Annotated in this window: 25 protein-coding genes; 10 read left to right on the top strand and 15 right to left on the bottom strand. The window is 45.4% G+C overall.

The features are described 5' to 3' along the window. Positions 1-4: 4 nt before the first annotated feature. Positions 5-508, bottom strand: coding sequence for a M48 metallopeptidase family protein (locus VIA_RS14780; RefSeq protein WP_004413891.1), 504 nt, complete (start codon positions 506-508; stop codon positions 5-7). 124 nt (positions 509-632) lie between these two features. On the opposite strand from VIA_RS14780, the gene VIA_RS14775 reads away from it, so the two are divergent. Next, complete coding sequence (locus tag VIA_RS14775; protein WP_004413890.1) at positions 633-863, top strand: glutaredoxin family protein; 231 nt, start codon at positions 633-635, stop codon at positions 861-863. Between the two features lie 70 nt (positions 864-933). Here the strand turns inward: VIA_RS14775 and VIA_RS14770 are convergent, their stop codons facing one another. From VIA_RS14770 to VIA_RS14750, 5 genes are all read right to left on the bottom strand, one after another. Next, positions 934-4,062, bottom strand: coding sequence for an efflux RND transporter permease subunit (locus tag VIA_RS14770; RefSeq protein WP_004413889.1), 3,129 nt, complete (start codon positions 4,060-4,062; stop codon positions 934-936). 9 nt (positions 4,063-4,071) lie between these two features. Next, positions 4,072-5,217: an efflux RND transporter periplasmic adaptor subunit gene (locus VIA_RS14765; protein WP_004413888.1), complete on the bottom strand. Its 1,146-nt coding sequence runs from the start codon at positions 5,215-5,217 to the stop codon at positions 4,072-4,074. 241 nt (positions 5,218-5,458) lie between these two features. Next, positions 5,459-5,704 carry a Rho-binding antiterminator gene (locus tag VIA_RS14760; protein ID WP_038210866.1) on the bottom strand — a complete coding sequence of 82 codons (246 nt, stop codon included), beginning with the start codon at positions 5,702-5,704 and terminating at the stop codon, positions 5,459-5,461. A 5-nt stretch (positions 5,705-5,709) separates the two neighbouring features. Continuing rightward, the gene (modF, locus tag VIA_RS14755; protein WP_004413883.1) at positions 5,710-7,164 is read right to left on the bottom strand and encodes a molybdate ABC transporter ATP-binding protein ModF; all 1,455 of its coding nucleotides are present in this window, start codon (positions 7,162-7,164) and stop codon (positions 5,710-5,712) included. Between the two features lie 116 nt (positions 7,165-7,280). Next, positions 7,281-8,150 carry a LysR family transcriptional regulator gene (locus tag VIA_RS14750; protein ID WP_004413881.1) on the bottom strand — a complete coding sequence of 290 codons (870 nt, stop codon included), beginning with the start codon at positions 8,148-8,150 and terminating at the stop codon, positions 7,281-7,283. A gap of 104 nt (positions 8,151-8,254) precedes the next feature. On the opposite strand from VIA_RS14750, the gene VIA_RS14745 reads away from it, so the two are divergent. The 3 genes from VIA_RS14745 (at position 8,255) to VIA_RS14735 (ending at position 10,789) form a co-directional block, all read left to right on the top strand. Continuing rightward, complete coding sequence (locus VIA_RS14745) at positions 8,255-9,505, top strand: MFS transporter (protein ID WP_004416426.1); 1,251 nt, start codon at positions 8,255-8,257, stop codon at positions 9,503-9,505. Further along, entirely contained in the window at positions 9,502-10,071 is a 570-nt protein-coding gene (locus tag VIA_RS14740) for a DUF1415 domain-containing protein (protein ID WP_004413877.1), read from the top strand. Before VIA_RS14745 ends, VIA_RS14740 begins: the two co-directional genes overlap by 4 nt. Before the next feature lie 142 nt (positions 10,072-10,213). After that, on the top strand, positions 10,214-10,789 hold the full coding sequence (locus tag VIA_RS14735; RefSeq protein ID WP_004413866.1) for a nucleoside triphosphate pyrophosphohydrolase family protein: 576 nt from the start codon (positions 10,214-10,216) through the stop codon (positions 10,787-10,789). Between the two features lie 68 nt (positions 10,790-10,857). Here the strand turns inward: VIA_RS14735 and btuD are convergent, their stop codons facing one another. The 9 genes from btuD to VIA_RS14690 all read right to left on the bottom strand — a co-directional run bounded on the left by btuD (position 10,858) and on the right by VIA_RS14690 (position 19,327). Then, on the bottom strand, positions 10,858-11,613 hold the full coding sequence (btuD, locus tag VIA_RS14730) for a vitamin B12 ABC transporter ATP-binding protein BtuD (RefSeq protein WP_004413857.1): 756 nt from the start codon (positions 11,611-11,613) through the stop codon (positions 10,858-10,860). Continuing rightward, entirely contained in the window at positions 11,600-12,595 is a 996-nt protein-coding gene (gene btuC, locus VIA_RS14725) for a vitamin B12 ABC transporter permease BtuC (RefSeq protein ID WP_004413856.1), read from the bottom strand. Before btuC ends, btuD begins: the two co-directional genes overlap by 14 nt. Before the next feature lie 107 nt (positions 12,596-12,702). Continuing rightward, entirely contained in the window at positions 12,703-13,731 is a 1,029-nt protein-coding gene (locus tag VIA_RS14720) for a succinylglutamate desuccinylase (RefSeq protein ID WP_004413854.1), read from the bottom strand. 199 nt (positions 13,732-13,930) lie between these two features. Next, complete coding sequence (locus VIA_RS14715; RefSeq protein WP_004413847.1) at positions 13,931-15,721, bottom strand: M3 family oligoendopeptidase; 1,791 nt, start codon at positions 15,719-15,721, stop codon at positions 13,931-13,933. A 14-nt stretch (positions 15,722-15,735) separates the two neighbouring features. Next, positions 15,736-16,368 carry a histidine phosphatase family protein gene (locus VIA_RS14710; RefSeq protein WP_004413844.1) on the bottom strand — a complete coding sequence of 211 codons (633 nt, stop codon included), beginning with the start codon at positions 16,366-16,368 and terminating at the stop codon, positions 15,736-15,738. Next, a complete protein-coding gene (gene cobU / locus VIA_RS14705; RefSeq protein ID WP_004413843.1) occupies positions 16,365-16,904 on the bottom strand; it encodes a bifunctional adenosylcobinamide kinase/adenosylcobinamide-phosphate guanylyltransferase in 540 nt (179 codons plus the stop codon). The genes VIA_RS14710 and cobU overlap by 4 nt, the downstream gene beginning before the upstream one ends. Further along, complete coding sequence (locus tag VIA_RS14700; RefSeq protein ID WP_004413840.1) at positions 16,901-17,677, bottom strand: adenosylcobinamide-GDP ribazoletransferase; 777 nt, start codon at positions 17,675-17,677, stop codon at positions 16,901-16,903. The genes cobU and VIA_RS14700 overlap by 4 nt, the downstream gene beginning before the upstream one ends. Continuing rightward, positions 17,677-18,708 carry a nicotinate-nucleotide--dimethylbenzimidazole phosphoribosyltransferase gene (gene cobT, locus VIA_RS14695; protein ID WP_004413837.1) on the bottom strand — a complete coding sequence of 344 codons (1,032 nt, stop codon included), beginning with the start codon at positions 18,706-18,708 and terminating at the stop codon, positions 17,677-17,679. The genes VIA_RS14700 and cobT overlap by 1 nt, the downstream gene beginning before the upstream one ends. Before the next feature lie 7 nt (positions 18,709-18,715). Then, positions 18,716-19,327: a flavin reductase family protein gene (locus tag VIA_RS14690; protein WP_004416431.1), complete on the bottom strand. Its 612-nt coding sequence runs from the start codon at positions 19,325-19,327 to the stop codon at positions 18,716-18,718. Positions 19,328-19,864: 537 nt separating this feature from the next. Between VIA_RS14690 and VIA_RS14685 the strand changes: the two genes are divergently transcribed. The 6 genes from VIA_RS14685 (at position 19,865) to cdd (ending at position 25,991) form a co-directional block, all read left to right on the top strand. Further along, entirely contained in the window at positions 19,865-20,545 is a 681-nt protein-coding gene (locus VIA_RS14685) for a Rossmann-fold NAD(P)-binding domain-containing protein (protein ID WP_004413832.1), read from the top strand. A 188-nt stretch (positions 20,546-20,733) separates the two neighbouring features. Then, positions 20,734-22,107: an L-cystine transporter gene (locus VIA_RS14680; RefSeq protein WP_004413830.1), complete on the top strand. Its 1,374-nt coding sequence runs from the start codon at positions 20,734-20,736 to the stop codon at positions 22,105-22,107. A gap of 144 nt (positions 22,108-22,251) precedes the next feature. Further along, positions 22,252-23,676 (top strand): exodeoxyribonuclease I, encoded by a 1,425-nt coding sequence (gene sbcB, locus VIA_RS14675; protein ID WP_004413829.1) that lies wholly within the window; start codon positions 22,252-22,254, stop codon positions 23,674-23,676. A 141-nt stretch (positions 23,677-23,817) separates the two neighbouring features. Then, positions 23,818-24,183 carry a CidA/LrgA family protein gene (locus tag VIA_RS14670; protein WP_004413826.1) on the top strand — a complete coding sequence of 122 codons (366 nt, stop codon included), beginning with the start codon at positions 23,818-23,820 and terminating at the stop codon, positions 24,181-24,183. Continuing rightward, the gene (locus tag VIA_RS14665; protein WP_004413824.1) at positions 24,183-24,860 is read left to right on the top strand and encodes a CidB/LrgB family autolysis modulator; all 678 of its coding nucleotides are present in this window, start codon (positions 24,183-24,185) and stop codon (positions 24,858-24,860) included. Before VIA_RS14670 ends, VIA_RS14665 begins: the two co-directional genes overlap by 1 nt. 243 nt (positions 24,861-25,103) lie before the next feature. After that, positions 25,104-25,991, top strand: coding sequence for a cytidine deaminase (gene cdd / locus VIA_RS14660; protein ID WP_004413823.1), 888 nt, complete (start codon positions 25,104-25,106; stop codon positions 25,989-25,991). Positions 25,992-26,019 lie beyond the last annotated feature (28 nt).

The following is a 26,019-nucleotide window of genomic DNA, read 5'->3' as shown; positions in this document are numbered from 1 at the left end:
AACACTACTTTTTCTTATTAATTTCTTGGTAAATCATGAATAGACGGGCATCGAGTTCCAACTGATGATAGTCAGGCTCCATATGACAGCAAAGTTGGTAGAAAGATTTATCGTGTTCTTTCTCTTTTAGGTGAGCCAATTCATGTACCACCAGCATACGCAATAATGGCTCTGGCGCACTCTTAAATACGCTCGCAATACGAATCTCGTTTTTAGACTTAATCTTGCCGCCATGCACTTTTGCTACATAGGTATGTAAGCCCAATGCATTGTTGATCAGGTGAATTTTGCTGTCGTAAATTACTTTACTCAGAGGTGCCGTTTTTTTCATATAACGGTTTTTAATCGCCATTGTGTACTCGAACAGCGCTTTTTCACTCTTAATGTCATGATTGGCTGGGTAACGCTTTTCAAACCAAGTGGTAAAGCGGCCCGACTCAATCATTTGAGTCACCGGAGTAAGGATATGGTCAGGATAGCCTTGAATATAGCGAAGTAGCGGGTTCATAGTCACTGTAACGAAAATAGAGCCAACGGCACAAATAAAGGGGCGTAAGTCTACCCTATTCACACTTGCCATTCACGGTCTTTTCGTTAAACTCTGCGCCAGAGATAACCCGTAGGAAACCACTATGAAACGACTTGTCCTGTACGTAAAAGACAAATGCCCGCACTGTAAAGACGCACAACGCTACTTAGATTCAAAAGGCTATAAGTACAGACTGACCAATGCCAAAATGCAGCGCGGTCGTAAAGAGCTCGATGCGATTGGGGCTCGTTCTCTGCCGGTATTGAAAATTGGTGACCGAGTTATGATTGGTTGGAATCCGGGCAACTTTGAGAAGATCTATAACGCTAGATAATCTTAACGTTATTAATAGTATGTACGACCTGAACACCCAATAAGCGTCAGGCCGTACAATTCGCCTCATTCTATTCAGTGACGGCTTGTGACTTATTCCGCTTTCGAGTCACTACGCTTTTCAGCTTCGAAAACAGCCCTTTAATATCTTCAAGCATGAGATAAAGACAAGGGACCAACACTAAAGTCAGTAACGTGGCAAACAACACCGCGAAACCTAACGCGACCGCCATCGGGATGACAAACCTCGCTTGCAGACTTGTCTCAAACATAATCGGCAATACGCCAACAAAAGTAGTAATTGAGGTCAGCGTAATCGCTCTAAATCGAGCGCAACCTGCTTCAATCACCGCTTCTTTAATGCCCACTCCCCGCGCTCTGACTTGATTGACGTAATCCGTCATCACCAAAGAGTCATTAACGACTACGCCCGCCGCAGCAATTAAGCCAAATGTCGACATCATGCTGAGATCAAGTCCAAACCAATAATGTCCCCATATCGCCCCCGTTAAACTAAACGGAATCACAGACATGATAATCAGAGGTTGAGCATAGCTCTTAAGCGGCACAGCAAGCAGAATGTAGACGATAATCATGCCGGCAATAAAGAAGATGATCTGCTCATTTTGCTGAGCTTGTTGCTCTTCAATGGTACCGCCTAGCTCACTTTTAACGCCGGGGTAATTAGCAAGAATATCTGGGATGATCTCACTATTAACCTGCTCTACCACTTGGTTTGGTTCAACTAACTCCTCATCAATAGAGCCATAGACATAAACGCTACGATAGCCACCTTCACGACGAATACTGCTCACGCCTGGCTTTTGGTTTATCTCAACCACATCTCCAAGCATCACTTTCTTGCCTTCCGGCGTTGTGATGACTGCATAACGCAGTGATGAGAAAGCTTCACGGGTCAGTTTCGGATAACGCACCATGACTTTAATCTCTTCGCCGTCACGTAACACACGCTGCGCTTCTCCACCATAGAAACTGCCTCCAACTTGAGTGGCAATATCAAACAGATCCAAGCCGAGGTCATAAGCAACAGGAGCAAGGGACAATAGCACTTCCTGACTACCAGAATCGATAGAGGACGAGATATCGAACAGACCTTGCTGTTGCTGCAGTTGGATGATTAAGTCGCGCCCAGCGGCATTAAGGCTGTCGATGTCTGAGCCGTACAATAGAAAACCAAATTCATCGCCCTTTTCGTCATCGTTGACATTGTCTGAAACGTTCAACATCTTTAAGCCGGGAATGCTTGGAATTCGTTCTCGCCATCGTCTCGCCAACTCAAAAGTATTGAATGGCCTTAGCTCTTCATCAACAAGAGGTATAACCAAGCGGCCTTCTTTTCGGCCTTGGCTGAAGGTGAGAATATCACGCACCATTTTCTGGCCAGTCTCTTGCTCAATCTCGCTATCAATGGCTAATACTGTTGATTCCACTAACTTAAGCGCGTCAATGGTTTGTTCACTCGACACATTGTCATTCATCACTAGCTTGATACTAGGAAAGTCGTGAGGAACTTTAGGAGAAGGCACAACTCGCACATAGTTTGCCATCACCATCGCGATGCTTACCGCTAATATCCCAACGAAGGTTGCAAAGACACTCCAGCGCCAGTGAGTACACCACTTAACAAATCGCTTGTATGGGCCGTTAATAAAGCCAAAGAAACGAGTATTAAATCTATCTCGCCAACTGCCTTTTTTGATTGGCTTAAAGTTCGAGTGTGCCAAGTGCGAAGGCAGAATAAGCTTGGATTCAATCAGACTGAAAAACAGACAGAGAATAACGATGGATGCGATACCAAAGAAGAAGGCTCGCTCTATCCCTTTGGACATCAAGAAAGGCGCAAACACCGCCATGGTTGTCAGTACGCCAAATGTTGCTGGCGTAGCCACTCGCTTCGCGCCACGTACGACATTTTCAACCCCTCCGCCATGTTTCTCGATTTCGCTGTACGCACTCTCACCTATGACAATCGCATCGTCAACGACAATACCTAGCACCATGATGAAAGCGAACAGTGAAACGATGTTGATACTGACGCCAATCGCTGGCATCAGCATCACCGCTCCCAAGAAACAGACCGGAAGACCAACCATGACCCACATCGCAAGCTTAACGCGCAAAAACAAGCTGAGCATTAACGCAACCAACACCGCACCTTGAAGCAGGTTTTTGAGCATCATGTCGAGACGTGCGTTCAAGTAGTAGGTCATGTCGACCAAGGTTTTGATTTTCAGATCAGTGGGCAAGGTTTGGTTTTTCTGCTCCAAATAGGCTTTAACGGATTCAGCAACCGTGACCATGTTTTGGTCTTTGGTCGCCTTTACCGATAGGTACATGGCATTTTGACCAGAATATCGGAAGTAGCGGTCATCCTCAGTAAAGCCATCTTTAATCGTTGCGATATCTTGCAGCAGCACTTTGCCACCATTCGCCCCGATCTTGACTGGAATATCTCGAAACTCTTCGCCGTTATAATATTGGTTTTCGATACGTACCGAAATCATCCCTGCATTAGTTCTGACTTCACCGGCTGAATAGTTGGCTGAATATCGTTGAATTGCATTACTTACGTCATTCAGCGTTAGGCTGTATTTCTGCAATACCCTTGGTTCGATTTCAACCGCAATCTCATATTCAGGCGCACCAAGCTCAACCAAAGCGACGTTATTTAACTGAAGGAGTTCGTCTTCAATTTGTTTCGCAATCGGTTTAAGCTCAAGTAGAGTACGATCACCTACGAGCGCCATCTCGATAACGTCTTGTCGCCATTCGTACTGATAGACCTGAATTGGCTCCATGGCATCGGGGAAATTGGAGGTGGCGTCGACCTTTTGTTTGACCTTATCGAGTACTGAGTCAATGTCTTCATCGACTCCTATCTCTAATTCAATATTGCCGCTGCCACGGTAAGCCGTTGATACCGATTTCTTAATGCCGGTAACATCTTTAAGCGATTCTTCTAACTTAATCAGAATGCTTTCTTCAATCTCCTGTGGTGACGCCCCCGGATATTGAGCGCTGACATTGATGTAGTTGACCTCAATATTCGGGAACATCTGTCGCTGGATAAAGAAGAAGCTCACCGTACCAATAATCAGGATGAATGCCATCATCAAATTAGCGGCGACAGAGTTGTTGGCGAAGTAAGCGATCAGCCCTTTCTGTTTAGACTCTTCCATGACCTACCTCTACTTATCTAGTTGACTGTCTTGAACAGCCACTTCGACTTGCAATCCTGTTTGCGGATATTCAGGCACGGTCAGAACGATTTGATCATCATCACTCAAGCCTTGATTGATCAGCATAAACTCTTTTTCAGCACGTAAAACATTGACGGTTCTCGGCTCAAGTTGGTTGTCACTGTTAACCACCCACACTTGGCGGTTGTTCACCAGCTCTTGAGGAAGGCGGTATATATGTTTCAGCTCTTTACCTGAAAACTGTACCTCAACATAAGAGCCAAACTTCATTGGTGCTTGATCACTTTCTATCGCGTAGGGGTTATCGACTTTCACCACCATATTGATCATACGAGTGCTGCTATCAATCACGCCTAAATCACGGTCGATAACACCGTCACGGTAAGTATTCTCTATACCTCGCTGAATCACTTGTGCCGAAGTGCCAGCATAGTCTTGTGGTAGAAAAGCACTATCAAAGCCAGCAATAGGAATATGAATTTCTCCCGCTTCAACATTGTTCAGTGTCGCCACGTGAGCCCCCGCAGATACAAACTGGCCGACACCAATGTCTCTCGCGACCACCAGTGCGTCGTATGGAGCTACAACTTTGCAGTTTGCTAGATCGCGCTTGGCACGTTTTAGCTCTGCTAGCGCGGACTTAACTTGTGCATAGGCACTTAATAACTGTGGCTTACGTAGATATAAGTCTGTGACCTGCTTCTGTGGCAATTTTTTTGCCTGGCGTTTCGCCACTTCTGCTCTGGCTTCTTCTTCAATCAAAGCCGCTTGAGCACCGGCTAACTGCGCTTCAGCTTGCAGCACTGCTGCTTGGTAATTATCGCTTTCAAGACTGAATAGAACTTCGCCGCGCTTAACGATGCCGCCCACGACAAAATTGGGGTGCCAACTTAGCACTTCTCCCGAGACTTGAGCTGAAAGCTGCGTTACCTCAACAGGTTGAAGTTCTCCGTGGCTGGTAATTACGACCTTGTGGTCGCTAGAGCTCACTTTGGAAACTTTGACGATAGGCGGTGCTTTCGGCGGTTTAGTTTCTAGCGACTCTGGCGCACTTGATGCAATCGCAGAATACCCCGCATAAGCGCCACCTAAAATGATAAAAGGCAGTAACCAACGTAACGGCTTAGTCGTCATTTGAGTTCCTTGTTAGTTATTTATTATTTATATGAATAGTTGTACGTCTGAATAGTGCTTCGACATCAATTACGGCGAAACTATCCCATTGATTGAAGCATTTTTATAGATCTAAATGATATCTTGAATATGAATCATTCTTGAGACTGAGAAAAGTAATGCCCAAAACAGCACTATTTAACTTTATTCGGTGTGTTTTTGATGACCTAACGAATGTCAGGCCATCAGATGTCGATGGGGGTTAATCGAATGTCTTGAGCTGGAAGTGCGGGTTATCCACCAGTACTTCCAATTTTGCTAGCGTATCGAGTACAACAAGCTGCTCTATGGAGTCTGCGGCCAGCTTAATACACTCCTGTTTATGCTTGTTGCGTGCGGTATCAAGCGCTTTTCCTTCTAGACTGTGACCATCTTTTAATGTCAGACGAATTGGATAACGGTGCATACACACTATCTCAATGTAGTCATAGTCACTGCAACTTATCATCACTCTTACCCCACTCTCACTTGCGGTTTGTAACACTGCTCACTGTCGTTATAAATAAACTCTACATCATTTTTGATGCTGTCTAACTTATCGTTTTGGTAATGGGATACATAAAGTAGCTGACTTAAGTTTTCTTGGGCAATTAGCTCTAAGGTATTTTTTACCAAGCGACGGCCAAGATAATCCAACCCTTGGTACGGCTCATCCAAAATAAGCAGCGCTGGCTGTTTTACTATCGCACGTGCAATCAGAAGTAGTCGCTGTTGGCCATATTCTAGCTGCTTGAATGATGTGTTCCTATGCTCTGCCATATGCAAGATCTCAAGCCATTCTTGCGCGACTTGAATCTCTTTCTTACTCGGCTGTTGATACAGGCCAATCGAGTCATAAAAGCCCGACAGAATCACTTCAATTGCTTTACAGCTCACTCGATATTGCAGATGTAATGCTGAAGAAACCATACCGATGTGCTGCTTGATTTCCCAAATAGACTCACCACTGCCACGTTGTTTGCCGAAAATCTGGATATCGTTGGAATAACACTGTGGATGATCGCCAAATATCAAGCCCAGCAGCGTACTCTTACCACAACCATTCGGACCTTTAATCTGCCAGTGCTGTCCGTTTTCTATGCGCCAGTTCAAATCGGTAAAAATGGTTTTCTCGGTGTATTCCACTCGGCCATTTTTTATTTCAAACACTGGATTTTCAAAATGATGGGAATGTTGATAACGGTGGATCAGTTCCATCATTTGTTCACTCTGCCGCTGAGACTGAGCCTTGAGTTGACTGATGACGGGGTGCGACTCCCACTGTTGTCTATCCATGGTACTTTCGAGCTTACCGTGGTTAAACAGTGCAATATGATTTATCCAGTCCGGGATATCTTCTTCGCGATTAAACGTCACAATCATTTGTACGCTCTGAGACAGTTCAGATAAGAACTTAGCTAACGAAGCGCGATGGGCGACGTCTAAGCCCGTAAATGGGTTATCTAGCACGATCAAATTCGGCTCACTGGCCAATGCTCTCGCTAACATAACACGCCGCGTTTCACCCGTAGATAGCACGCGAAAACCGCTCTGTTGCAAATGCTGTAGATCAAGCTGTTCGATTAACTTTTCTGTCAACGGCTGCGACTGGCATTGCTCATAGATCAAGTCATAAACGGCTGTGCCGCTATCTACCTTGTCGAGATAATCGGTCTCATCCTTAGCAATTTCCTCTTCCAACAAACGTTGCTGCTCGACCAAGGAAACTTGAGCGATACGACCTTGCGTCAACTTCAATGAAGATTCATCTGCTGTGAGTTCACCACACAACAAACAGCCAAGTGCAGAACCAATGTCACCTTCAGTGCTGAAGACGCCCCAAGATTGCATCTGTTCAATTTGCCACTGCTCTATGTCGAGCTCGTGAGTGCCTAAATCTAAATCAAGCTGGTGAATATCAATTTGCATGAAACGGAGTCCCTACCTTTCAGAACCTTGCGAGAGTGAACTCCAAATTACTGTAATTAATTAACAAGTGCGATAGAGAATGAACAAAGTGTGATATTTGCAGGTAAGTGGATTCATCACACGTACTGCTTAACAAAATCGATAAAGGTTTTGTCCGCGATAGAGAGATAACCATCCTTTCGCCACGCCAATGCCAGATCCAGCTTTACCTTGGGTTCAAAAGAAATACCGACCACATCCTTCTCATGCTGAGTAACCAGTTCTAATAACGCGGTAATGGCAAACTCATGCTTAACGATACTGAGGATCATTGGCAATAAGTTAGTTTCAAATGAGAACAGCATCTCTTTGTCACACAGCTTGGCTTGATTCTCGATAAAATCGCGATGGAAATAGCCTGATTTAAACATCACAAGTTCGTGCTCAAAGAACTCATCAAAGGTAATCGAGTCTTGGCTAGCAAAATCATGCTCCTTCGACACAACCGCAACCATTTCAGAAGTGAGCAAGTGATCAGTTTCTAGGTCGTCAGGGACATTTTCATCATTAATCACACCAATATCGAGCTCACCATCGAGCAGCATTTGTCTAATAGAGCGCGTACCAGCATCAACTAACGTCAACTTAAGGTGTGGATAGCGGCTTTTGAACGCCATCAATACTTCAGGGAAGAAGTAAGAGCCCATCATACTGGGAGCGCCAAGACGTACCTCCCCTTTTTCTAATCCTTTGAGCTCATCGATAGCAAGCTGAGCGTCTTCTAACTGCTGTAGAACCCGTTTAGCATGCTCATAGAGCACCTGACCTTCATCAGTCAATGATACCTGCCGGTCTTCTCTGCGAAACAGCTCTACCCCTAAGCTTTGCTCTAGCTTTTTAATCGAAATGCTTAATGCTGGCTGCGCAATATGCAGTGCTTTCGCCGCCTTGGTAAAATGTTGCTGCTCGGCTACGGCAACAAAGTGTTTGAGGTGTTTTGATTCCACAGTGGTTAATACCAAAAATATATTGAGTTGATATTTTTAATATATTTTATATATCACAATTTGACTGATATTTTGCTCACATAGTTTCTTATTAGATGCCGACAATGATCGAACTCAAAAGCAAAGAATACCGCCGTGTCACGTTCAGCCTAGCTCTGGGCTCTTTTTTAGTATTCTGTAATCTTTACCTTTTCCAGCCAATGCTGCCTTATATGGCGGATTACTTTTCCGTCAGTGAAACCCAAATTAACTGGCTGTTTGCTGCAAGTACATTAGCGCTCTCTGTCTGTCTTGTGCCATGGGCGGTTGCCTCTGAAGCGGTCGGTAGACGAAACGTTATGCTGATGGGTCTGCTATCTATGCCTTTTATTGGCGGTATCATGCTATTGAGTGATTCGTTGTTGTTGCTAGTTATCGCCCGTGCTCTGATGGGCGTTGCCTTGGCGGCGTTTGCTTCTGTCGCGGTGGCATACATGGTAGAAGAGCTTTCAGAAAACGCCTTTAGTCATGCTATTGGGGGTTATATTGCCGCCAATTCGTTAGGTGGTATTGCTGGCCGTATTGTCGGCGGTACGCTAACGGACGCCTATGGTTGGCAGCAGGCCGTGATGGTGATGGCGATGTTCACACTGATTGGCGCTATTTGTGTCGTATTTCTTTTACCCAAGCAGAAAAACTTTATCCCACAGAAAGGAATGCTACGTCAGCACAATCGTGCGCTGATAAAACATATATCGAACAAAACTATTTGGTTTGCCATGCTCATCGGCGGCGTCAATTTCGCCTTGTTCGTTAACCTCTATTCTGTGATGGGTTTTAGATTAGTGAGTGAGCCTCATAACCTGCCTATCGGTTTAGCTTCGCTTATCTTCCTATGCTATTTAGCCGGGACAATCAGCTCAAAAATGACCTCCCTTTGGACAAGAGCGCGCAGCCCAATTTCCGGAATGTTCACTGGAACCGTCATCAGCTTACTCGGCATGTTGGTCGCTTTCGTCGACTACCTTCCATTCATGATGCTAGGACTACTCCTGATCAGTTTTGGCGCATTCTTTACCCATACTTTGGCGTACTCGTGGGTTAGCCGTAAAGCAACCCATGCCAAAGCGACAGCGACCGCACTCTATTTAGTTCACTATTATGTCGGTGGCAGTATTGGTGGTTTCTTCCTCATCTATTGCTGGCAGCATGGAGGTTGGGGAATGGTCATCACTGGCGGGCTGTTCCTGTACGCAGCCATCTTCCTGCTTTGCCAACTGTTGAACAAATTCGAGCAAAGCAGTGCACTGGCAGAGGAGCATCCCTCAACCGATTCTGGTATTCTTGCGCCAAATACTAAATTGGAAGCAAAATGACAGCCAATAACTCAACATCAACCAATGTCGATCTCATCACCAAAGCCGTTGATCAATGGCTAAATGATGTGGTCATTGGGCTTAACTTATGCCCGTTTGCCGCAAAACCTCAACGTAATAAACAAATTAAGATTTTCGTTAGTGAAGCAGCAACAGAAGAAACGTTACTCGAAGATATTCTGACTCAACTTCTAGAGCTTGAATCAACAGAACCGGAACAATTAGAAACGACTCTTGTTGCTGTGCCAAACATGCTGCAAGATTTCTATGACTACAATCTATTTATCGATTGGGTTGAGGCTTTGATTCGTCAACAAAATTGGGAAGGCATCTTCCAACTCGCAACGTTCCACCCTGACTACTGTTTTGGCGGCACACATCCCGAAGACGCAGAAAACTTAACCAATCGCTCTCCATATCCGGTGTTCCACTTGATCCGTGAAGAGAGCATGGAGAAGGTACTTAAGCACTACCCTAACCCAGAAGCGATTCCTGATACGAATATTGCCCGCGTTGAGTCATTAACTGCGCAAGAGAAAGCGAAGCTGTTTCCTTATCTTATCTAGTCAAATCAGTTTCCATTCTGCGTTGGAACGAAAATCAGCCGCCATACTCCTTTATAAGAGATTTATTGCTTTTCGCTAATAGCGAGAATGAGGCGGCTTTGGTAGTATTGGCACAACATAATGACATCCGGACCTATTGGATATGCACCTTTCAAAACTGACTACAGACATTTTCAACCACCTTTACCGCGACATTTCTGAATTCCGCAGCACGTTTGATCTGCCTGTTGCCTCACCAGAAAGCTTAGATGACAAAGCTGACACTCTGCACACATCACTTGCGATTGAAGAGCTAACAGAGCTAGCAGAAGCGGATAACAAAACTGAACAAGCTGACGCAATCATCGATAGCGTGTATGTTTTGATGGGTCGTTTGGTGCACCTAGGCCACGATAAAATCGAAGATAACCTAGCGATCAACTACCTTATTGATCTGCTGCTTAACGTTGCAGTGAACCGCGGTATCGACTTTATCCCTTGCTGGGATGAGGTTCACTCAAGCAACATGAGCAAGGTATGTCGTAACGAAAAAGAGTACGCTGAAACTGAAGCACATTACGCTGAGCAAGGCATTAAGCTAATGGCGGTACAGAAAGGTGATTACATCATCGCAAAATGTGCTGAAGACTTTGTTGCTGAAGGCAAAACGATTCGCCAAGGTAAAGTTCTAAAATCGGTTTACTACCGTCCTGCCGATCTTGCACCTTTAACTAAGTAGTTAAGACTTTCCCAAAATAGAAAAAGCCGCTTGTCGTTCAAGCGGCTTTTTTGTGTCTAAGAGAGTATCTAGTCAAACAATAGAACAGAGCCACTCTCCACTTCCGCTATACTCACTTTGGTTTTGAATACTCGAGAAAGCTCCTCAACCGATAGCACTTCCCCCACTTCACCGACTGCTTGTAACACGCCCTGCTCAAGCAATAGCGCTTTATCCGCATGCTTAAGTGTTCGATTTAAGTCGTGATTAGACATGATGACGCTAATGCCCATATCCGCCACACGTTTAATCAAATTATACAGCAAGGTCTCTTGACCAATATCGAGTGGCGCAGCAGGTTCATCAAGGATAAGCAATTTCGCATAAGGGTTGAGTGTTGGCCATATCTGCAAACAAATTGCGCACAGGCGAACACGTTGCCATTCACCACCAGACAAATGATGAATAGAGCGATGGAGCTTATCATCGATCTCAAGTAGCTGGGATAGCTCTTGTATTACTGACTCGATGTCTGGCGAGTGAGAATCAATATGCGCAGGTAACGACAGCGCTAAATACTGCACCACATCTAGGTTGAAGGCTGGTCGGTCACTCTGACATAAAAACGCGCGGCAAGTGGCTAATGATTCGATAGAACTACCTGCCACATCTTGCTCAAAGATCTGCGCCTGCCCGTCAAAATCGAGTAACCCTGCCACCGCGGACAGCAACGTGCTTTTACCACTGCCATTTGGGCCAATCACGTGCAAAATTTCGCCTTGGCTGACTTCAAAAGAAAGCGGCAGTAATCGTGAGCCAACTGATAAGCTATTAACGTGAATCATGATTATTCACCAACATCCAGATAAAGATAGGCGCACCAATTGAGGTTGTCACTACACCTAATGGAAGCTCCGCTGCGTCAAGCGCAGTTCGGGCGACAAGATCGGCAAACACCACCAGTGTGGCACCAGATAGTGCTGAAAGCGGAATCAAATAGCGGTTCTCACTGCCTAGAGCGAGTCGCAAAAGATGTGGTACGACTAATCCAACAAAACCGATCACGCCCCCCAAAGCAACGGCGCCGCCAACGAGTATAGAAACTGCTAGGATCAGTTTCCAACGCACGGCTTCGATATCCACACCAAGCTGTTTCGCGTGCAATTCACCCATCATCAATCTATCAAGTAAGGTTCCCTTAAAGCACAGCCATAACAGCACAGGAAGCAGGACAAGCGTCAGCAGGTGGTGATACCAACTTGCTGCGCCTATGCTTCCCATTAGCCAATACATCAGTTGGCGAAGGCTTAGGTCGTCACTGAAGTAGAATGCCCACGTCACCACCGCACCTGACAAAATACCAAGCGCAACCCCAACCAATAGCAGTCTAGTGGTCGTCAAGCGCATTGCTTTAGCAACAGACACGAGCAAGATAGTGAAGACGAGCGCCCCAAGTACAGCAGCAATCATAAAGCCAAAAGGCGTCGCTAGCGTCGGCGCAAAGAACAGTAGCAAAACCATGAGGACGCTAGCACCACCAGAGATACCGAGCACGCCAGGTTCTGCGAGAACATTACCCAATAAAACCTGTAAAACAGCACCAGAAACGGCAAGTGAGGCTCCAACGGCAATCGCAGCCAGTAAGCGAGGTAGACGTAGCTGAACAATCAGTTGTTCTTGTAGAGATGAAAGCGATTCAAAAGGTGAGATAAACACTTCGCCAACCATTAAATAAAGTGCACTAATGATCAACAGTGAAAAGGCGCAAATACACCCAAAGCGTATCCATCTTTGCTGCCTGCGATTGAGTAGCTGAGTAAATTCCATGTGGTTGCTGAGTACCGAGCCTAGCCCCTAAAAATAATGGCTTAACGATACCGTTAAGCCATTAAAATAGAAAGTGTAATCACTATATTCAACTTGAATGATTGTTATCAATCGTAAACAAGCTGTCCTTCTTCATAGCGTGTTTTCACCGGGCAAACCATCAAAGCGGCACGTTGACCCACTTCAACATGGCGATTAGGGAAAACAATCGCTTCACCTTCATTCTTCGCCATAAGCGGTTTATCGCCATCATGACCGAAGACTTCACCATGTTTAAAGGCAGTAAAGTTTGCTACCCCATCGTCAAACAAGAAGTCGAAGTCATCATGCAAACGCACGATAGTTCGGCTTACTCGATACATGACCGGTTTGCGTGGTAAATGCTCTGCGTCACTATCTGAAATCAAATCGCGTAGAGCCAGATCAAACGCGACTAGCTTATCAAGGTCGTTTTGGCCAATTTTAGCCACACGGCCCAGTTCAACTGTCAATGCCTGAGCACCAAAGTTCTCTGCGCTGAACCAGCTAAACGTACTCGAAGGTGCGTTCGAGAACATCACCGCTTCTAAATGGGCGCTAGAGACAAACTCCATCAGAGCTTGACTACGCACTGGGTGTCTGACTTTCGGACTAACGACAAATGAGTAATGTTTTGAATCACGTATCGCACAGTGAAGGTCAAGGTGCCAACGCTGCTCTTGCTGCGTACCCTCAAAGAAATCAGTGACAATTTGTTTTAAGTTTTTCGCAATGTCGAGCTCTTTGCAAGGTTCATACTCTTTGTCATCAAACAGACGATTTAAGTTCATTTCAATAAAGCGCGTATGGGCGTTAGTTGCCTCTGGATGCGCATTAATGAACAGAAGTCGCTGGGTAATGGTTTGAAAACCCGTTTGTATATCTGTGATGATTTTATCTGCGATCTCCATTGGCGCTGTTTCGTCACCATGGATACCGCAAGAGATTATGATGTGTTTACTCTCAGGTGAAAGATTTGGAGGAATCACCTCCAACACACCACGTTGATGTAATTTGAATACTGTTCCACCAGCCACAGTCATTTCATTGGCAGGCATTTCTTGTTCTAAGTCTAAGCTGTCAAAAAGAAAAGATTGGCGAAAGAGGTTCTTCGTCATGCGCTACTCCTTTATTGCACAGCGGGTATGTTAAAGAATTGTTCATATAAATTATGTAGGGGCGATCCCACTTATGGACACAAATTTTGTGCTTCATCGTAATTTATTAAATTGCCACACCCAGTTGGGTAGACAGTATCACTGTACAAATTAGCCGAGCGATTGCCCGGCTAATGATAATACCATGATTTAGATGCTGTTATTTTTGATCTAGCAACAATTCAAACTCATCAATCTTAGCTTTTACTCGATCAATACTTTGCTGCCAAAAATCAGCACTCGATAAATCCATACCCAAATGTTTAGCAACTACCTCTTCAGCCATCATCGAGCCCGTATCGCGTAAAAGGTTCACGTAATCTGTATAGAAAGCCTCACCTTTGCTTTCACGTTGAGCGTAAACGCCAATGCTAAATAGATAACCAAACAGATACGGGTAGTTGTAAAAGCTCACCTCTGAAATAGAGAAGTGCAGTTTGCTTGCCCAGAAGTATGGGTCAGGTTCTGACATAGAATCCCCGTACCATTCACTCCAAGTTTCACTCATTAGGTTACAAAGCTCAGGGCCTGATAGCTCGCCGTTACTGCGTTGCTCATAAAATCGTTTTTCGAACTCAAAACGTACCGGAATATTGATCATCAATGCGTAGCAGCTTGAAAGCTCTTCCCATAGCATTTCCAATTTTTCTTCACGGCTAGACACTTGTTCTAGCAAGTAGTCGCGTACGATGTTTTCAGCGAAAATCGACGCCGTTTCTGCCAACGTCATTGGGTAACGCGTCTGACAAAGGGGCATGTCACGCATCACCCAGTTGTGGAAGGCATGACCAATCTCATGAGCCAGCGTTAACAGATCCGAACGACTGCCACCCCATGTCATAAAGACTAATGGCGTTCGCGTTGCAGCAAACTTAGTGCAATAAGCCCCTAGACGGCGATTTTCTGTTGGCTCTGCATCAATCCAACCGTTCTCAACCATGCGGGTCACAAAGCTTGCCATTTCTGGTTCCACTTTTTCAAATGCCGCATAAATGATCTCAATCGCTTCATCAAATGCGTACACCTTTGGCTCGGCGTCGGTCAAACTTGACATTCCGGCTAAATGATTCCAAGGGCGCATTTGTGATAGACCATGAACGCGAGCCATCAAGTGCCCTGCTTTCTGTCCAACTGCCCGATTCGCTTTAGCAGTCTCCATCATTGCATTTAGCGTCGACGCTTGGATGCGGCTGTCATGAAGGCTTGGGTCTAAAAAGCTCACGTCAGCGACTTTTGAACGCTTTTGATATTCCGTTAAGCGCCAACCTGCAAGCGCATTGAGAATCGCAGCAAATGACTCTTGATTGTCCTTCATCGACTCTTGAATACCACGCCAAGCAGGCTCTTGAGCTTCAAAATCAGTCCCGTAAAGCGTACTCGCAGCTTGAGAGAAGCCTACTTTTGAACCTTGACCATCTTGTAAGGTGACTTGCAACGAACCGGTGATGTTATCGTATAAACGGCCCCATGCATCTCGCCCATCCACTTGCATTGCTGTTAGAAGTTGTTCTTCTGCAACCGACAGCTTGGTCTCAGCTATCTTTCGCGTGCATTCAATTTGAAATGCTTGACCATTTACGTCCCCACTCTCATGGCTTAGGACATCTGTGATAAAACTCTCTGGTGCAACCGTTAACGCGTTTTCATAAGGCGTGAAAGCCTGAGAAAGCTCAGAGTTTAGCTTGGCAATACGGCCTATTAGTGCTTTGGCTTGAGTGTTTGTTGCATCAATTGAGGCATGACATTGAGCAAAGGTATTGACCGTCGCCAACAACTTTCCTGCCGCTTCACTGGTCTGAATGGCATTTTGCATCACACTGACGGTGCTGCAGTTGTCGACATGAAGTACCAATACTTCGATGCACTGCTTAATAAGGTCAATGTCTTGTTCTATCTTCGGGTCTTCAAGGTGTTGATAAGCAATTGATAAATTCCAACTCGGTGCAGTCATCTTATTTCCTTACCTTATATTAATGGTTGTCCAATCATACGAACTCGTAGGTAGTTTTTATCAGCTTGAGTGAGTTGTATATGGGTCAATGTTTGATGGTCAATATGTAGGGTTGAGTAGAGTAACGGATTGGTATAATCGAGCTGCAATACGTGCGCTAAAATCATTCGAATCGTTCCACCATGACATATGACCAATGTATCTTGGTCGAGTGCTTGGGTAAAGCTATCCCAAGCCTGCGAGATTCGATGATAAAACTGCTCTAAAGGCTCTGCGTTAGGAAGAACATGTATCGCAGGGTCACGCCAAAAGGCTTCAAACTTAGGCCAGTCTGATTGCGCGGCTTCAAAAGGCACGCCATCTAAATCACCAAAATGGGTTTCTTTCCAATTATCGGTCACCGTTAACGCAAGCGCGGGACAATCGTCCACCAACTGCTGAGCCAATGCTTGGCAACGCTTTAATGGCGAGGTTTCGATTGCCGTGAAGCCTAAGTTCTGTGTAGTTAATGTTTTACGAATCGATTGCTGCGTCTCTATAGAAACGGCAACATCAGTATGGCCATAAAGGGCGGGTGCGCCTTGTGTTTTGCCATGACGCAGCAGATAGATGTTATATGTCTTCACCTCAGTCATTGATTCAGTCACGCTTTTGCACCTTTGAGAGTCATAGGCAGCCCAGCCGCGACAAACGTCACTTGCTCAGCCACTTTCGCTATCGCTTGATTCATCCAACCAGCATTATCGACAAACAGTCGAGAAACTTCGCCCATTGGTACGACGCCTAAACCAACTTCATTGGAAACCAGAATCACTTGCGCTGACGTTGTACCAAGAACTTCAACTAACTCTGATACTCGCTGTTGTATCTGGTTCTCACTTAACGCGACGCCATCATTATAGATGATGTTATTGAGCCACAGAGTTAGACAGTCAACCAGAACCACATCCCCACTGTCAAAGCGAGTTAGTAAAGTAGCCAACTCAGTCGGGCATTCATGCTCTGTCCAACTATCGCCTCTTGATCGCTGATGGTGAGCGATACGCGCTTTCATCTCTTCATCGAAAGCGATGGCCGTTGCGATATAGTGTTTGTTTGATTGATGAGCGAATTCGCTAACACAATGTTCAGCGTAACGTGATTTTCCAGAGCGAGCGCCACCTAAAATGAGATGTATCGTCATACGCCATTAACCATCCATGCAATCAAGGTTAGATAGATCAGTAATTCACTGAGTTGCTGCGCTGCACCGAGGCAATCACCTGTAAACCCACCAATTCGCGCGAGGAGCCAGCGCTTAAACAGAAAACGGAATACAGTAACAACGATGACTAAGGTTATGGTGAGAGGTAAGCCAAGTAATACGCATGGCATCACACCTGTTGCCAGCAGTACGGCGAGCTCCAGTTTCGACTGCTGCTGAGCGAGAGGTTTACTTTTGCTAGCATCCGCATCACTGACATAAGGCATGTCGTAGATAAGCGATGCCGCAACAGCGCGCGATAAGGTATACGCGACAATGATAAAAAGTGCGATGCGCTCAAACGCGACTAATTCAGACAGCAGAACATACTTACCGAGTAACGCCATCACCAATGCGCTCGCCCCGTAAGTACCAATGCGGCTATCTTTCATAATGGTTAAGCGCCGCTCTAAGGTCATTCCACCACCGATACCATCAGCCATATCGGTCAAGCCATCTTCATGAAACGCCCCAGTCAACATCAGGCTAAACACCATCATGATGATAATCGCGACTGAAGCAGGTAGAACAGACGATGCCAAACAGTAAACAAGAGCACACAGGCTACCTAAAAGCAGTCCTACCAGCGCAAAGTAACGCCCCGCTTGATTCATCCGCTCTTCGCTGTATGGGATAGACGCTGGCACCGGAATCCGAGAGAAAAAGCTTAACGCCAGCATAAACAGTTGATATTGATATTTAGCAGATGGCATTAGTCGACTATGACTCCTGCTTCTTCAAAGCTGGCCATATTATTGTAGAACTCAGCGGCAGCACGAAGTAACGGCATGGCAAGTACAGCTCCCGTTCCTTCGCCTAAACGCAGTGAGAGATCCAAAATCGGCTTGGCATCGAGCTCTGTGAGCAGATACTGGTGCCCTGCTTCATGAGATTGATGGGCAAAAATCATAATATCTCGGCAGTGCGGATTAATTAAAGTGGCCGCATAGGCCGCTGCTGTCACAATAAAGCCATCCACCAATACTGGCGTGTTATGCTTCGCTGCGGCAAGAAACCCTCCGACCATTTGCACGATCTCAAAACCACCTACTTCCGCCAATACGCTCATTACGTCCTGATCACGACAGCGAGAAACACCTTGCTCGACTAGCTCAACTTTTCGTTGCCATTGTTCATCGCTAATGCCAGTGCCACGACCAACACAATCTTTAGCATCTCGCTTTGATAAGGCACTTAGAATCGCAGCTGCACTGCTGGTATTGCCGATGCCCATTTCGCCAAACATGACGATATTACTGCCATCTTCAATTAGCTTAGTGATCAAGAGCTGACCGAGTTCGATGCCTTGTTCAACTTGCTTAACGGTCATAGCTGCTTGTTTGGCAAAATTTTCGGTTCTGCTGCCAAGTCGTTGAACAATAAAGTCAGTAGAGTCATCTTCGACAGGAATCAAAATCCCTGTATCAACCACCTTTAGTGCAACATCATTAGCACGGCAGAAGCAATTGATCGCCGCACCACCAGCTAAAAAGTTAAGCACCATTTGCTGTGTCACTGCACTTGGTGCGATGCTGACGCCTTCATCGGCAATACCATGATCACCCGCGAAGACAACCGCAGTAGGCTGACTTAACTCAATATTTGTGACAAGGTCACCAGCATTAACACTTTGAATCATCGCCAGTTGGTGCGCGATGGTTTCTAGCTGGCCTAATGCGCCCACAGGTTTGGTTTTTTGATTGATACGATGCCAAACAGCATCAGAATAGCGTTGTTCTAACATAGGGAATTTACTTAGGCCTTGCGACTGAAAATACGTTATTAATAGTGGCATACTGGCTACCACCGAGGCGAGATAATGGATTCACTTTCAATGCATCGACGACCAGCCGATCACTTCGCTCCCCAATTACATCAGGAGCAATATAGATTTGTTCAATTTCTGCGAAGATAAGGCTTTGTGGCGTTTCACCAATCTCTTTCACTTCAAATAGCTTACAGCCAAACGCGATTGGACAATTATTAACGCGAGGCAACTCGAAACCTTCAAAGTCGACAAGTTCTAACTCAGATGCATCCACTTCTGATTCACCATGCTCCAACGTCGCCGCGGTTTGAGTCACTTCATTAGCTAACGCTTCATGGGCAATATGGACAACCATTCGGCCCGTTTCAAGTACATTACGAGTGGTATCTTTTACGTCTCCGTTTGGTTTTTTGCCTACCGAAAACATTAACAGTGGAGGGTTACTAGACACAGGCGTGAAGTAAGAGAAAGGTGCGAGGTTGTAATTGCTTTCCTCGGACTCAGTTAATACCCAGGCGATAGGTCTCGGTATCACAGTTTGTGTCATTAGGTGGTAGATTTGGTTGGGTGCCAGTGTGCTGAGATTGATGTTCATCTCTTATCCTTTTCGCTGAAGTCCTTCGCTCCGAGTGTAACGTGAAATCAGCGAGTTAACATCCCTAATCACCCTACACTCAAACAGTTTTCTACTAATTTGATTCCTAATCTGAGTCGAATAATGAAAGTTTTAGCGGTTGTGGTCTATCTTATTAATTAGATGAGGGAATTTTAACGGCATGAACTCTGCATTCTTTAAGCCGTGATATCGCTTATCTCATCTGTAACGTGAAGGAGGCTTTATGTTTGCCAACCAACGATCGAATAAGCAAAAACCGAACAAATCTCCACAACGCAATCAAAAGAAAGTCCCTATGTCTCTAACATAGCAGTAAAAAGGCCTCGCTAATTCCAGCGGGGTCTTACTTGACTCCCATTACTCCATACTGTTCAAACCTGCTGTCATTCTTTACTCACCGACCATTTAGTGTTGTGCAGTTTGTTTTCGATCACAGTAATTGTTCAGCGTTTGTTGGATGCTTACCGATTAAGCGCGGAGTTTTCCGCATGACTGTAAACGCACTACACGTAACTTATGACAGATAACCTAATTGTGATCACCGCTGGTAGTACTGGACTGATTGGTAATGAGCTAATCAAGCAAATGTTGGACGCTGACCCTATTGAACGCATCTACGCCCTGTCACGTAAAGAGTTACCCTTTTTCCACTCTAAGCTAATAACCCTCAAGCACCCTGAGCTACGAGTACTTGATTGGGCATCCGAAGAGCCTCAACCTAAATATGGTTTTATCTGTCTAGGTACAACATTAAAACAAGCAGGCTCAAAACAAGCGTTAGAGAAGATCGATCACGAACTGGTCTGCCAAGTCGCTCAAGAGATGAAACTGCTTGGCGTCACTCATTTAGCCGTTGTATCGAGTGTTGGAGCGTCTGCACGCTCCTTCTCTCACTATCTACGCTGCAAAGGGCGCATGGAGTTAGCCATCGAAAGAATGCAATTCGATCGGGTGGTATTCGCAAGGCCCGGACCACTTAAGGGGCTAAGAGAGAACCCACGTAAAGACGAACTCGTTACCCAAACCATGCTAAAAGTAATGCAACCATTGATGATTGGCCCGTTGGCTAAACTGATTCCAATAGACGCCGCTGACGTTGCTCAAGCAATGCAATACCAGTTATTCAGTCACTCAAGCAAAAAAATCGAATTTATTGACTCTGTCGATATGAAAAAACTGCTCAAGAAGTATCAGTAATTGGCTAATATTTATAAACATTTGTTTAAATAGCCCCCACCTTTTCCCTTTAATAACTGAACATTATATTTAATACCTAAATGTCACTTCATTTGGGTGGTCCTGATCCATTAACCTCCCACCAAACTACACTCTATAAGGTATAGATCTCACCTATACCTCACAAGAATACATAAGGAAAATCTATTATGTCAGTCATGGCGATCGCTGCTTTAGCGGTATTTGTCGGCATTCTCTTCTTTCTCTACGGACAGCAGAAAAAAGAAAGCACGCTTTCTCGCTTGGTACTTTTAGGCTTAGTTTTTGGTAGTACGTTTGGCCTTGCTCTTCAACTTATCTTTGGCGAAGGCAACCCAGTTATCGCTCAAATTCTTGAGTGGGTAAATATTGTTGGTCGCGGCTATGTTGGCCTGCTGAAAATGATCATCATGCCGCTTGTGCTTGTGTCGATGATTGCTGCTGTTGTTAAACTCGAAAAAGGTGGTGCACTAGGAAAGATCTCAGGGCTGACCATCTCTGTGCTACTCGCGACCACAGCTATTTCGGCAATCATCGGTATTTTTGTTACTCAAGCATTTGGCCTGAGCGCCGAAGGCCTTACGGAAGGCGCACGAGAAACCGCTCGTATTGCAGCATTGGAAAGCCGCGCCGGCAGTGTGAGTGATTTAACCATTCCTCAAATGCTGGTGAGCTTTATCCCAACTAACCCATTTGCAGATCTAACCGGCGCACGCTCTACGTCGATCATCGCAGTGGTTATCTTTGGCGTGCTAACAGGTATTGCTGCACGTAAAGTGATGGCCGAAAAAGAAGAGCTTGAATCACCAATCCGCACCTTTGTTGAAGCGTCTCAATCGATCGTGATGCGTTTGGTTAAGATGATCATGGCACTAACGCCGTATGGTATTGCTGCTCTGATGGCGAAAGTTGTTGCTACGTCTAACGCATCAGACATTCTTAATTTGCTTGGTTTTATCGTTGCCTCTTACGTTGCGATTCTGTTGATGTTCGTTGTACACGGTATTTTGGTCTCTTTTGTTGGCGTGAGTCCTAAAGAGTACTTCCAGAAAATCTGGCCAGTACTGACGTTCGCGTTTACTTCTCGCAGCTCGGCGGCAACTATTCCGCTGAACGTCGAAGCGCAGATCAATAAACTGAATGTACCACCAGCGATTGCTAACCTATCGGCTTCATTTGGCGCGACCATCGGTCAAAACGGCTGTGCGGGTATCTACCCTGCAATGCTAGCGGTCATGGTTGCACCAACGGTTGGCATCAACCCAATGGAAATCAATTTCATTCTGTCTCTTGTCGCTATTATTGTGGTGAGCTCATTTGGTATTGCTGGTGTTGGCGGCGGCGCAACATTTGCTGCTCTTATCGTGCTACCTGCAATGGGTCTACCAGTTACTATTGCCGCGCTACTTATCTCTATCGAACCATTAATCGACATGGCTCGTACCGCGCTTAATGTATCAGGCGCAATGACAGCAGGTACGATTACCAGCCGCTTAATGAAGAAAAAAGCTTCCGATGAACAGTTGGAAACGCAGCAAGCGTAAGTTCATTTACTTCATATCTAATGGCCGACATCATTTGTCGGCCATTTTTTTATCATTTGAACTGATTTGCCCTTATCTCGTTTGCTATGACGTTAGCGCAATGGTCTAATACCCAGGTGAATTTCAAACACTTGGTAATAGATAATGCGACAAGAGCACCAGCCTACGTTTTTCTTCTTTGACTATGAAACGTGGGGAACTAGCCCTGCTAAAGACCGTCCGTGTCAATTTGCGGGTGTGCGCACCGATATGGATTTCAATATTATTGGTGAGCCTCTTGTTATTTATTGCCAACCTCCGGCGGATTATCTTCCTCATCCAGAAGCTGCGCTGATCACAGGTATCACTCCGCAAACCGCTGAAACGCAGGGTTTGTCAGAGCCCGAGTTTATCGCCAAGATCCATGAACAGTTGGCGACGCCAAATACCATTAATTTGGGTTACAACAGCATTCGCTTCGATGATGAGGTCACACGCTACACCTGTTACCGCAACTTTATCGACCCGTATGCGTGGAGCTGGCAAAACGGCAACTCGCGTTGGGATCTGTTAGATGTAATGCGCGCTTGTTACGCACTTCGCCCTGAAGGGATTGAGTGGCCAGTAAATGACGAAGGTTTTATCAGCTTTAAACTAGAACATTTATCAAAAGAAAATGGCATTGAGCACGAAAATGCCCACGACGCGATGGCCGACGTTATTGCTACGATTGAAATGGCGAAAAAAGTCAAAGCTGCGCAACCTAAGCTTTTCGATTACTTCTTAAGCATGCGCCATAAGCGTAAACTAAATGAGCTGGTTGATATCGTTAACATGACGCCGCTGATGCATGTGTCAGGCATGCTTGGTAAAGAGTGTAACTACACCAGTTGGGTTGTTCCTGTCGCTTGGCACCCAACTAACCAAAATGCGGTGATTTGTGTCGACCTAGCGAAAGACCCGCAAGCGCTACTTGATCTTGACGTTGAGCAGCTAAACGAACGTCTATACACCAAACACTCTGAGTTGGGCCCAGACGAGCTGCCGGTACCCGTTAAACTGATTCACCTCAACAAGTGCCCTATTCTTGCGCCTGCTAAAACATTAACGGCTGAGAACGCCGAAAAGATTGGTATTGACCGCGAGCAATGCCTGAACAATCTCGCCTTGCTTCGTCAACACCCTGAGGTGCGTGAAAAGCTGATTGGCCTTTATAGCGCCGAGCGTGAATATGAAAAGAGTTCTGATGTCGATACCATGCTATACGATGGTTTCTTCTCACCGGCGGACAAGACTGCCATGGATATTATTCGTGAGACTGATCCGAATAACCTCACAGCTCTTGATATTACGTTTAACGATCAACGAATTGACCCACTGTTATTTCGCTATAGAGCACGAAACTTCCCTTGGACATTAGATGAATCTGAGCAGCAGCGCTGGGCAAATCACTGTCGTGACTACTTCGAAAGTCGTATTGAAGACTACATGCTTAATCTGGAAAACTTAGTTCACGAGCATGAGAGTGATCAAAAGAAGATCGCTATTTTAAAATCCATCTACCAATACGTACAAAAGCGAGTATCCTAGAAACAAAATAGAACAATACTGACCAAGTCCTGCCCCTACAAGAATGCCTAATCACCCAATCTAATAAAAACTAGGGATTAGGCTCTGAAATCATTAGAGCTTTCATCCGACTGAAAGCTCACAGTTGGACATCACTAGATTATGGCGAAAACCTTGCTTCAATATGTCGTCTCCATCGGCTTGATATTTCTCTGCCTGTTGGCCGGCATTAACATTCAACACCTTCTCGATATTTCAATTCCAGGCAGCATCATTGGTATGTTGATCCTTTTCGGCCTCATGGCGAGTGGCTTAGTCCCATCTGATTGGGTTAAGCCAGGTGCGACCTTATTCATTCGCTACATGGTGTTGTTGTTTGTCCCTATCAGTGTCGGACTGATGCAGCATTTTGATATGTTAATTGCTAACGCTCTGCCAATTTTAGCCAGCGCTGTTGGTGGTACGCTAATTGTTTTAGTCCTACTCGGCTTAATGCTGGATCGCATGCTTAAAGGAGGGCAAAAATAATGTGGTTACTGGTTACAATTGCTGTCTTCTTTGCCGCTCGTTGGCTTTGCCAGAAGTTTAATAGCCCATTTATGAACCCACTGTTAGTCAGCATTGCGGTCATTATCCCGATCCTGACTTACTTAAAAGTGCCGTTCGAAACCTACTATGCTGACAACCAATGGATTAACTATCTGCTCCAGCCGGCTGTCGTTGCGTTGGCGTTTCCACTTTATGAACAGTTGCCGCAGATCCGCGCCAACTGGCGAATTATCATGTTGGCGTGTGGTGTCGGCAGTGTGATGTCGATGTTCACCGCATCGATGATTGCTGTCTACCTGAAAGCGGATATTTCGTTAATTGCCAGCCTATTAGGTAAATCGGTGACCACCCCGATTGCAATGGAAGTCTCTAGCCACTTAGGCGGTGAGCCAGCGATTGCAGCGATCTTGGTACTGATTGTTGGTCTGTTTGGCGCAATTATGGCTTACCCAATCTATAATCTTCTCAACATCACTCACCCTATTGCCAAAGGGTTAACCATGGGCACCGTTTCTCACGCCCTAGGTACCGCAACTTGCGCTGAGAAAGATCCCCAAGATGCAGCGTTTAGCTCACTTGCGTTAGTGGTCTGTGGCGTCATTACTTCTATCCTAGCGCCGTCGTTCTTTACCCTCGCAGTATGGCTATCTGCCTAACTAAAATGTATCGAGTTGCGTATTGCAGCTCGATACATATCACGAAATGATTCAATGCAATCGTTATCATGTGTGAGCTCACTCTAATTATGTAATTCAATCAATCGTTACATTTATATGTGTGATCTATATCTCTGAAGTATTCTTCGTTTTACCTAAAATGTAATACCAATATCGTGGTTTATTGCCTGCATTCACGCTCTAAACTCAAAGATATCAATTTAGTTATTTAAAGGATTCACTATGAGAAGCCGCATTGAACAGGCGTTAGCTGAAGCGCCAAAAAACGTAGCAGATTTCCTATCTCCTATCCTTCTTGCTGACGATTTTGACGCGACGCTTTCTTCCGAGCAATTTGAACAGCTGTTAGCCATTTCAGGCCTTGAAGACGCAGAGCTTCGCGTCGCGCTACTTCCATTCGCGGCTGCTTACTCGTACGCACCACTGTCTAACTTTTATGTTGGTGCGATTGTTCGTGGTCTATCAGGTAAACTGTATTTCGGTGCTAACGTTGAGTTTGATGGTGTGCAGTTAGGTCAAACCGTACACGCAGAGCAGTCAGCGATCAGCCACGCTTGGATGAAGGGTGAACAAGGTGTTGCAGACATCACCATCAACTTCAGCCCATGCGGACATTGCCGCCAATTTATGAACGAGCTTTCAACCGCCGATAAATTGCAAATTCAACTGCCTGAGCGTGACAGCAAATCATTGCAAGAGTACCTACCTGAATCATTTGGCCCTGCAGATCTTGGTATCACGTCCGCATTAATGACTAACATTGATCATGGCAAACAGAGCCAAGAAGATGATGAAGTGCTACAGCTAGCCATTGCCGCTCTTAATCGCAGTCATGCTCCGTATACTCATAACCTAAGTGGTATCGCACTGAAAATGGCGAATGGTAAAGTGTATCAAGGCGCTTACGCCGAAAATGCAGCCTTCAACCCTAGCCTGCCACCACTTCAAGTTGCTTTGATTCAGCTGCTGCTTGACCGCCAAAAGTTTGAAGATATTGAATCTGCTGCATTAGTTGAAGTGTCTGAAGGGACAATTAGTCACTTAGCGACGACACAATCAACGCTAGAAGCATTGAACCCAGATATCCCAATGAGTTATTTGGAACTATAAGAAAAGGCGCTAAACAGCGCCTTTTTAG

Source organism: Vibrio orientalis CIP 102891 = ATCC 33934, assembly GCF_000176235.1.
GTDB lineage: Bacteria > Pseudomonadota > Gammaproteobacteria > Enterobacterales > Vibrionaceae > Vibrio > Vibrio orientalis.
This window is presented reverse-complemented; position numbering and strand designations above follow the sequence as displayed.

Coding starts and splice junctions, on each gene's coding strand:
- VIA_RS14780 (WP_004413891.1), bottom strand. CDS start 508: ATGAACCCGCTACTTCGCTATATTCAAGGCTATCCTGACCATATCCTT.
- VIA_RS14775 (WP_004413890.1), top strand. CDS start 633: ATGAAACGACTTGTCCTGTACGTAAAAGACAAATGCCCGCACTGTAAA.
- VIA_RS14770 (WP_004413889.1), bottom strand. CDS start 4,062: ATGGAAGAGTCTAAACAGAAAGGGCTGATCGCTTACTTCGCCAACAAC.
- VIA_RS14765 (WP_004413888.1), bottom strand. CDS start 5,217: ATGACGACTAAGCCGTTACGTTGGTTACTGCCTTTTATCATTTTAGGT.
- VIA_RS14760 (WP_038210866.1), bottom strand. CDS start 5,704: ATGATAAGTTGCAGTGACTATGACTACATTGAGATAGTGTGTATGCAC.
- modF (WP_004413883.1), bottom strand. CDS start 7,164: ATGCAAATTGATATTCACCAGCTTGATTTAGATTTAGGCACTCACGAG.
- VIA_RS14745 (WP_004416426.1), top strand. CDS start 8,255: ATGATCGAACTCAAAAGCAAAGAATACCGCCGTGTCACGTTCAGCCTA.
- VIA_RS14740 (WP_004413877.1), top strand. CDS start 9,502: ATGACAGCCAATAACTCAACATCAACCAATGTCGATCTCATCACCAAA.
- VIA_RS14735 (WP_004413866.1), top strand. CDS start 10,214: ATGCACCTTTCAAAACTGACTACAGACATTTTCAACCACCTTTACCGC.
- btuD (WP_004413857.1), bottom strand. CDS start 11,613: ATGATTCACGTTAATAGCTTATCAGTTGGCTCACGATTACTGCCGCTT.
- btuC (WP_004413856.1), bottom strand. CDS start 12,595: ATGGAATTTACTCAGCTACTCAATCGCAGGCAGCAAAGATGGATACGC.
- VIA_RS14720 (WP_004413854.1), bottom strand. CDS start 13,731: ATGACGAAGAACCTCTTTCGCCAATCTTTTCTTTTTGACAGCTTAGAC.
- VIA_RS14715 (WP_004413847.1), bottom strand. CDS start 15,721: ATGACTGCACCGAGTTGGAATTTATCAATTGCTTATCAACACCTTGAA.
- cobU (WP_004413843.1), bottom strand. CDS start 16,904: ATGACGATACATCTCATTTTAGGTGGCGCTCGCTCTGGAAAATCACGT.
- VIA_RS14700 (WP_004413840.1), bottom strand. CDS start 17,677: ATGCCATCTGCTAAATATCAATATCAACTGTTTATGCTGGCGTTAAGC.
- cobT (WP_004413837.1), bottom strand. CDS start 18,708: ATGTTAGAACAACGCTATTCTGATGCTGTTTGGCATCGTATCAATCAA.
- VIA_RS14690 (WP_004416431.1), bottom strand. CDS start 19,327: ATGAACATCAATCTCAGCACACTGGCACCCAACCAAATCTACCACCTA.
- VIA_RS14685 (WP_004413832.1), top strand. CDS start 19,865: ATGACAGATAACCTAATTGTGATCACCGCTGGTAGTACTGGACTGATT.
- VIA_RS14680 (WP_004413830.1), top strand. CDS start 20,734: ATGTCAGTCATGGCGATCGCTGCTTTAGCGGTATTTGTCGGCATTCTC.
- sbcB (WP_004413829.1), top strand. CDS start 22,252: ATGCGACAAGAGCACCAGCCTACGTTTTTCTTCTTTGACTATGAAACG.
- VIA_RS14670 (WP_004413826.1), top strand. CDS start 23,818: ATGGCGAAAACCTTGCTTCAATATGTCGTCTCCATCGGCTTGATATTT.
- VIA_RS14665 (WP_004413824.1), top strand. CDS start 24,183: ATGTGGTTACTGGTTACAATTGCTGTCTTCTTTGCCGCTCGTTGGCTT.
- cdd (WP_004413823.1), top strand. CDS start 25,104: ATGAGAAGCCGCATTGAACAGGCGTTAGCTGAAGCGCCAAAAAACGTA.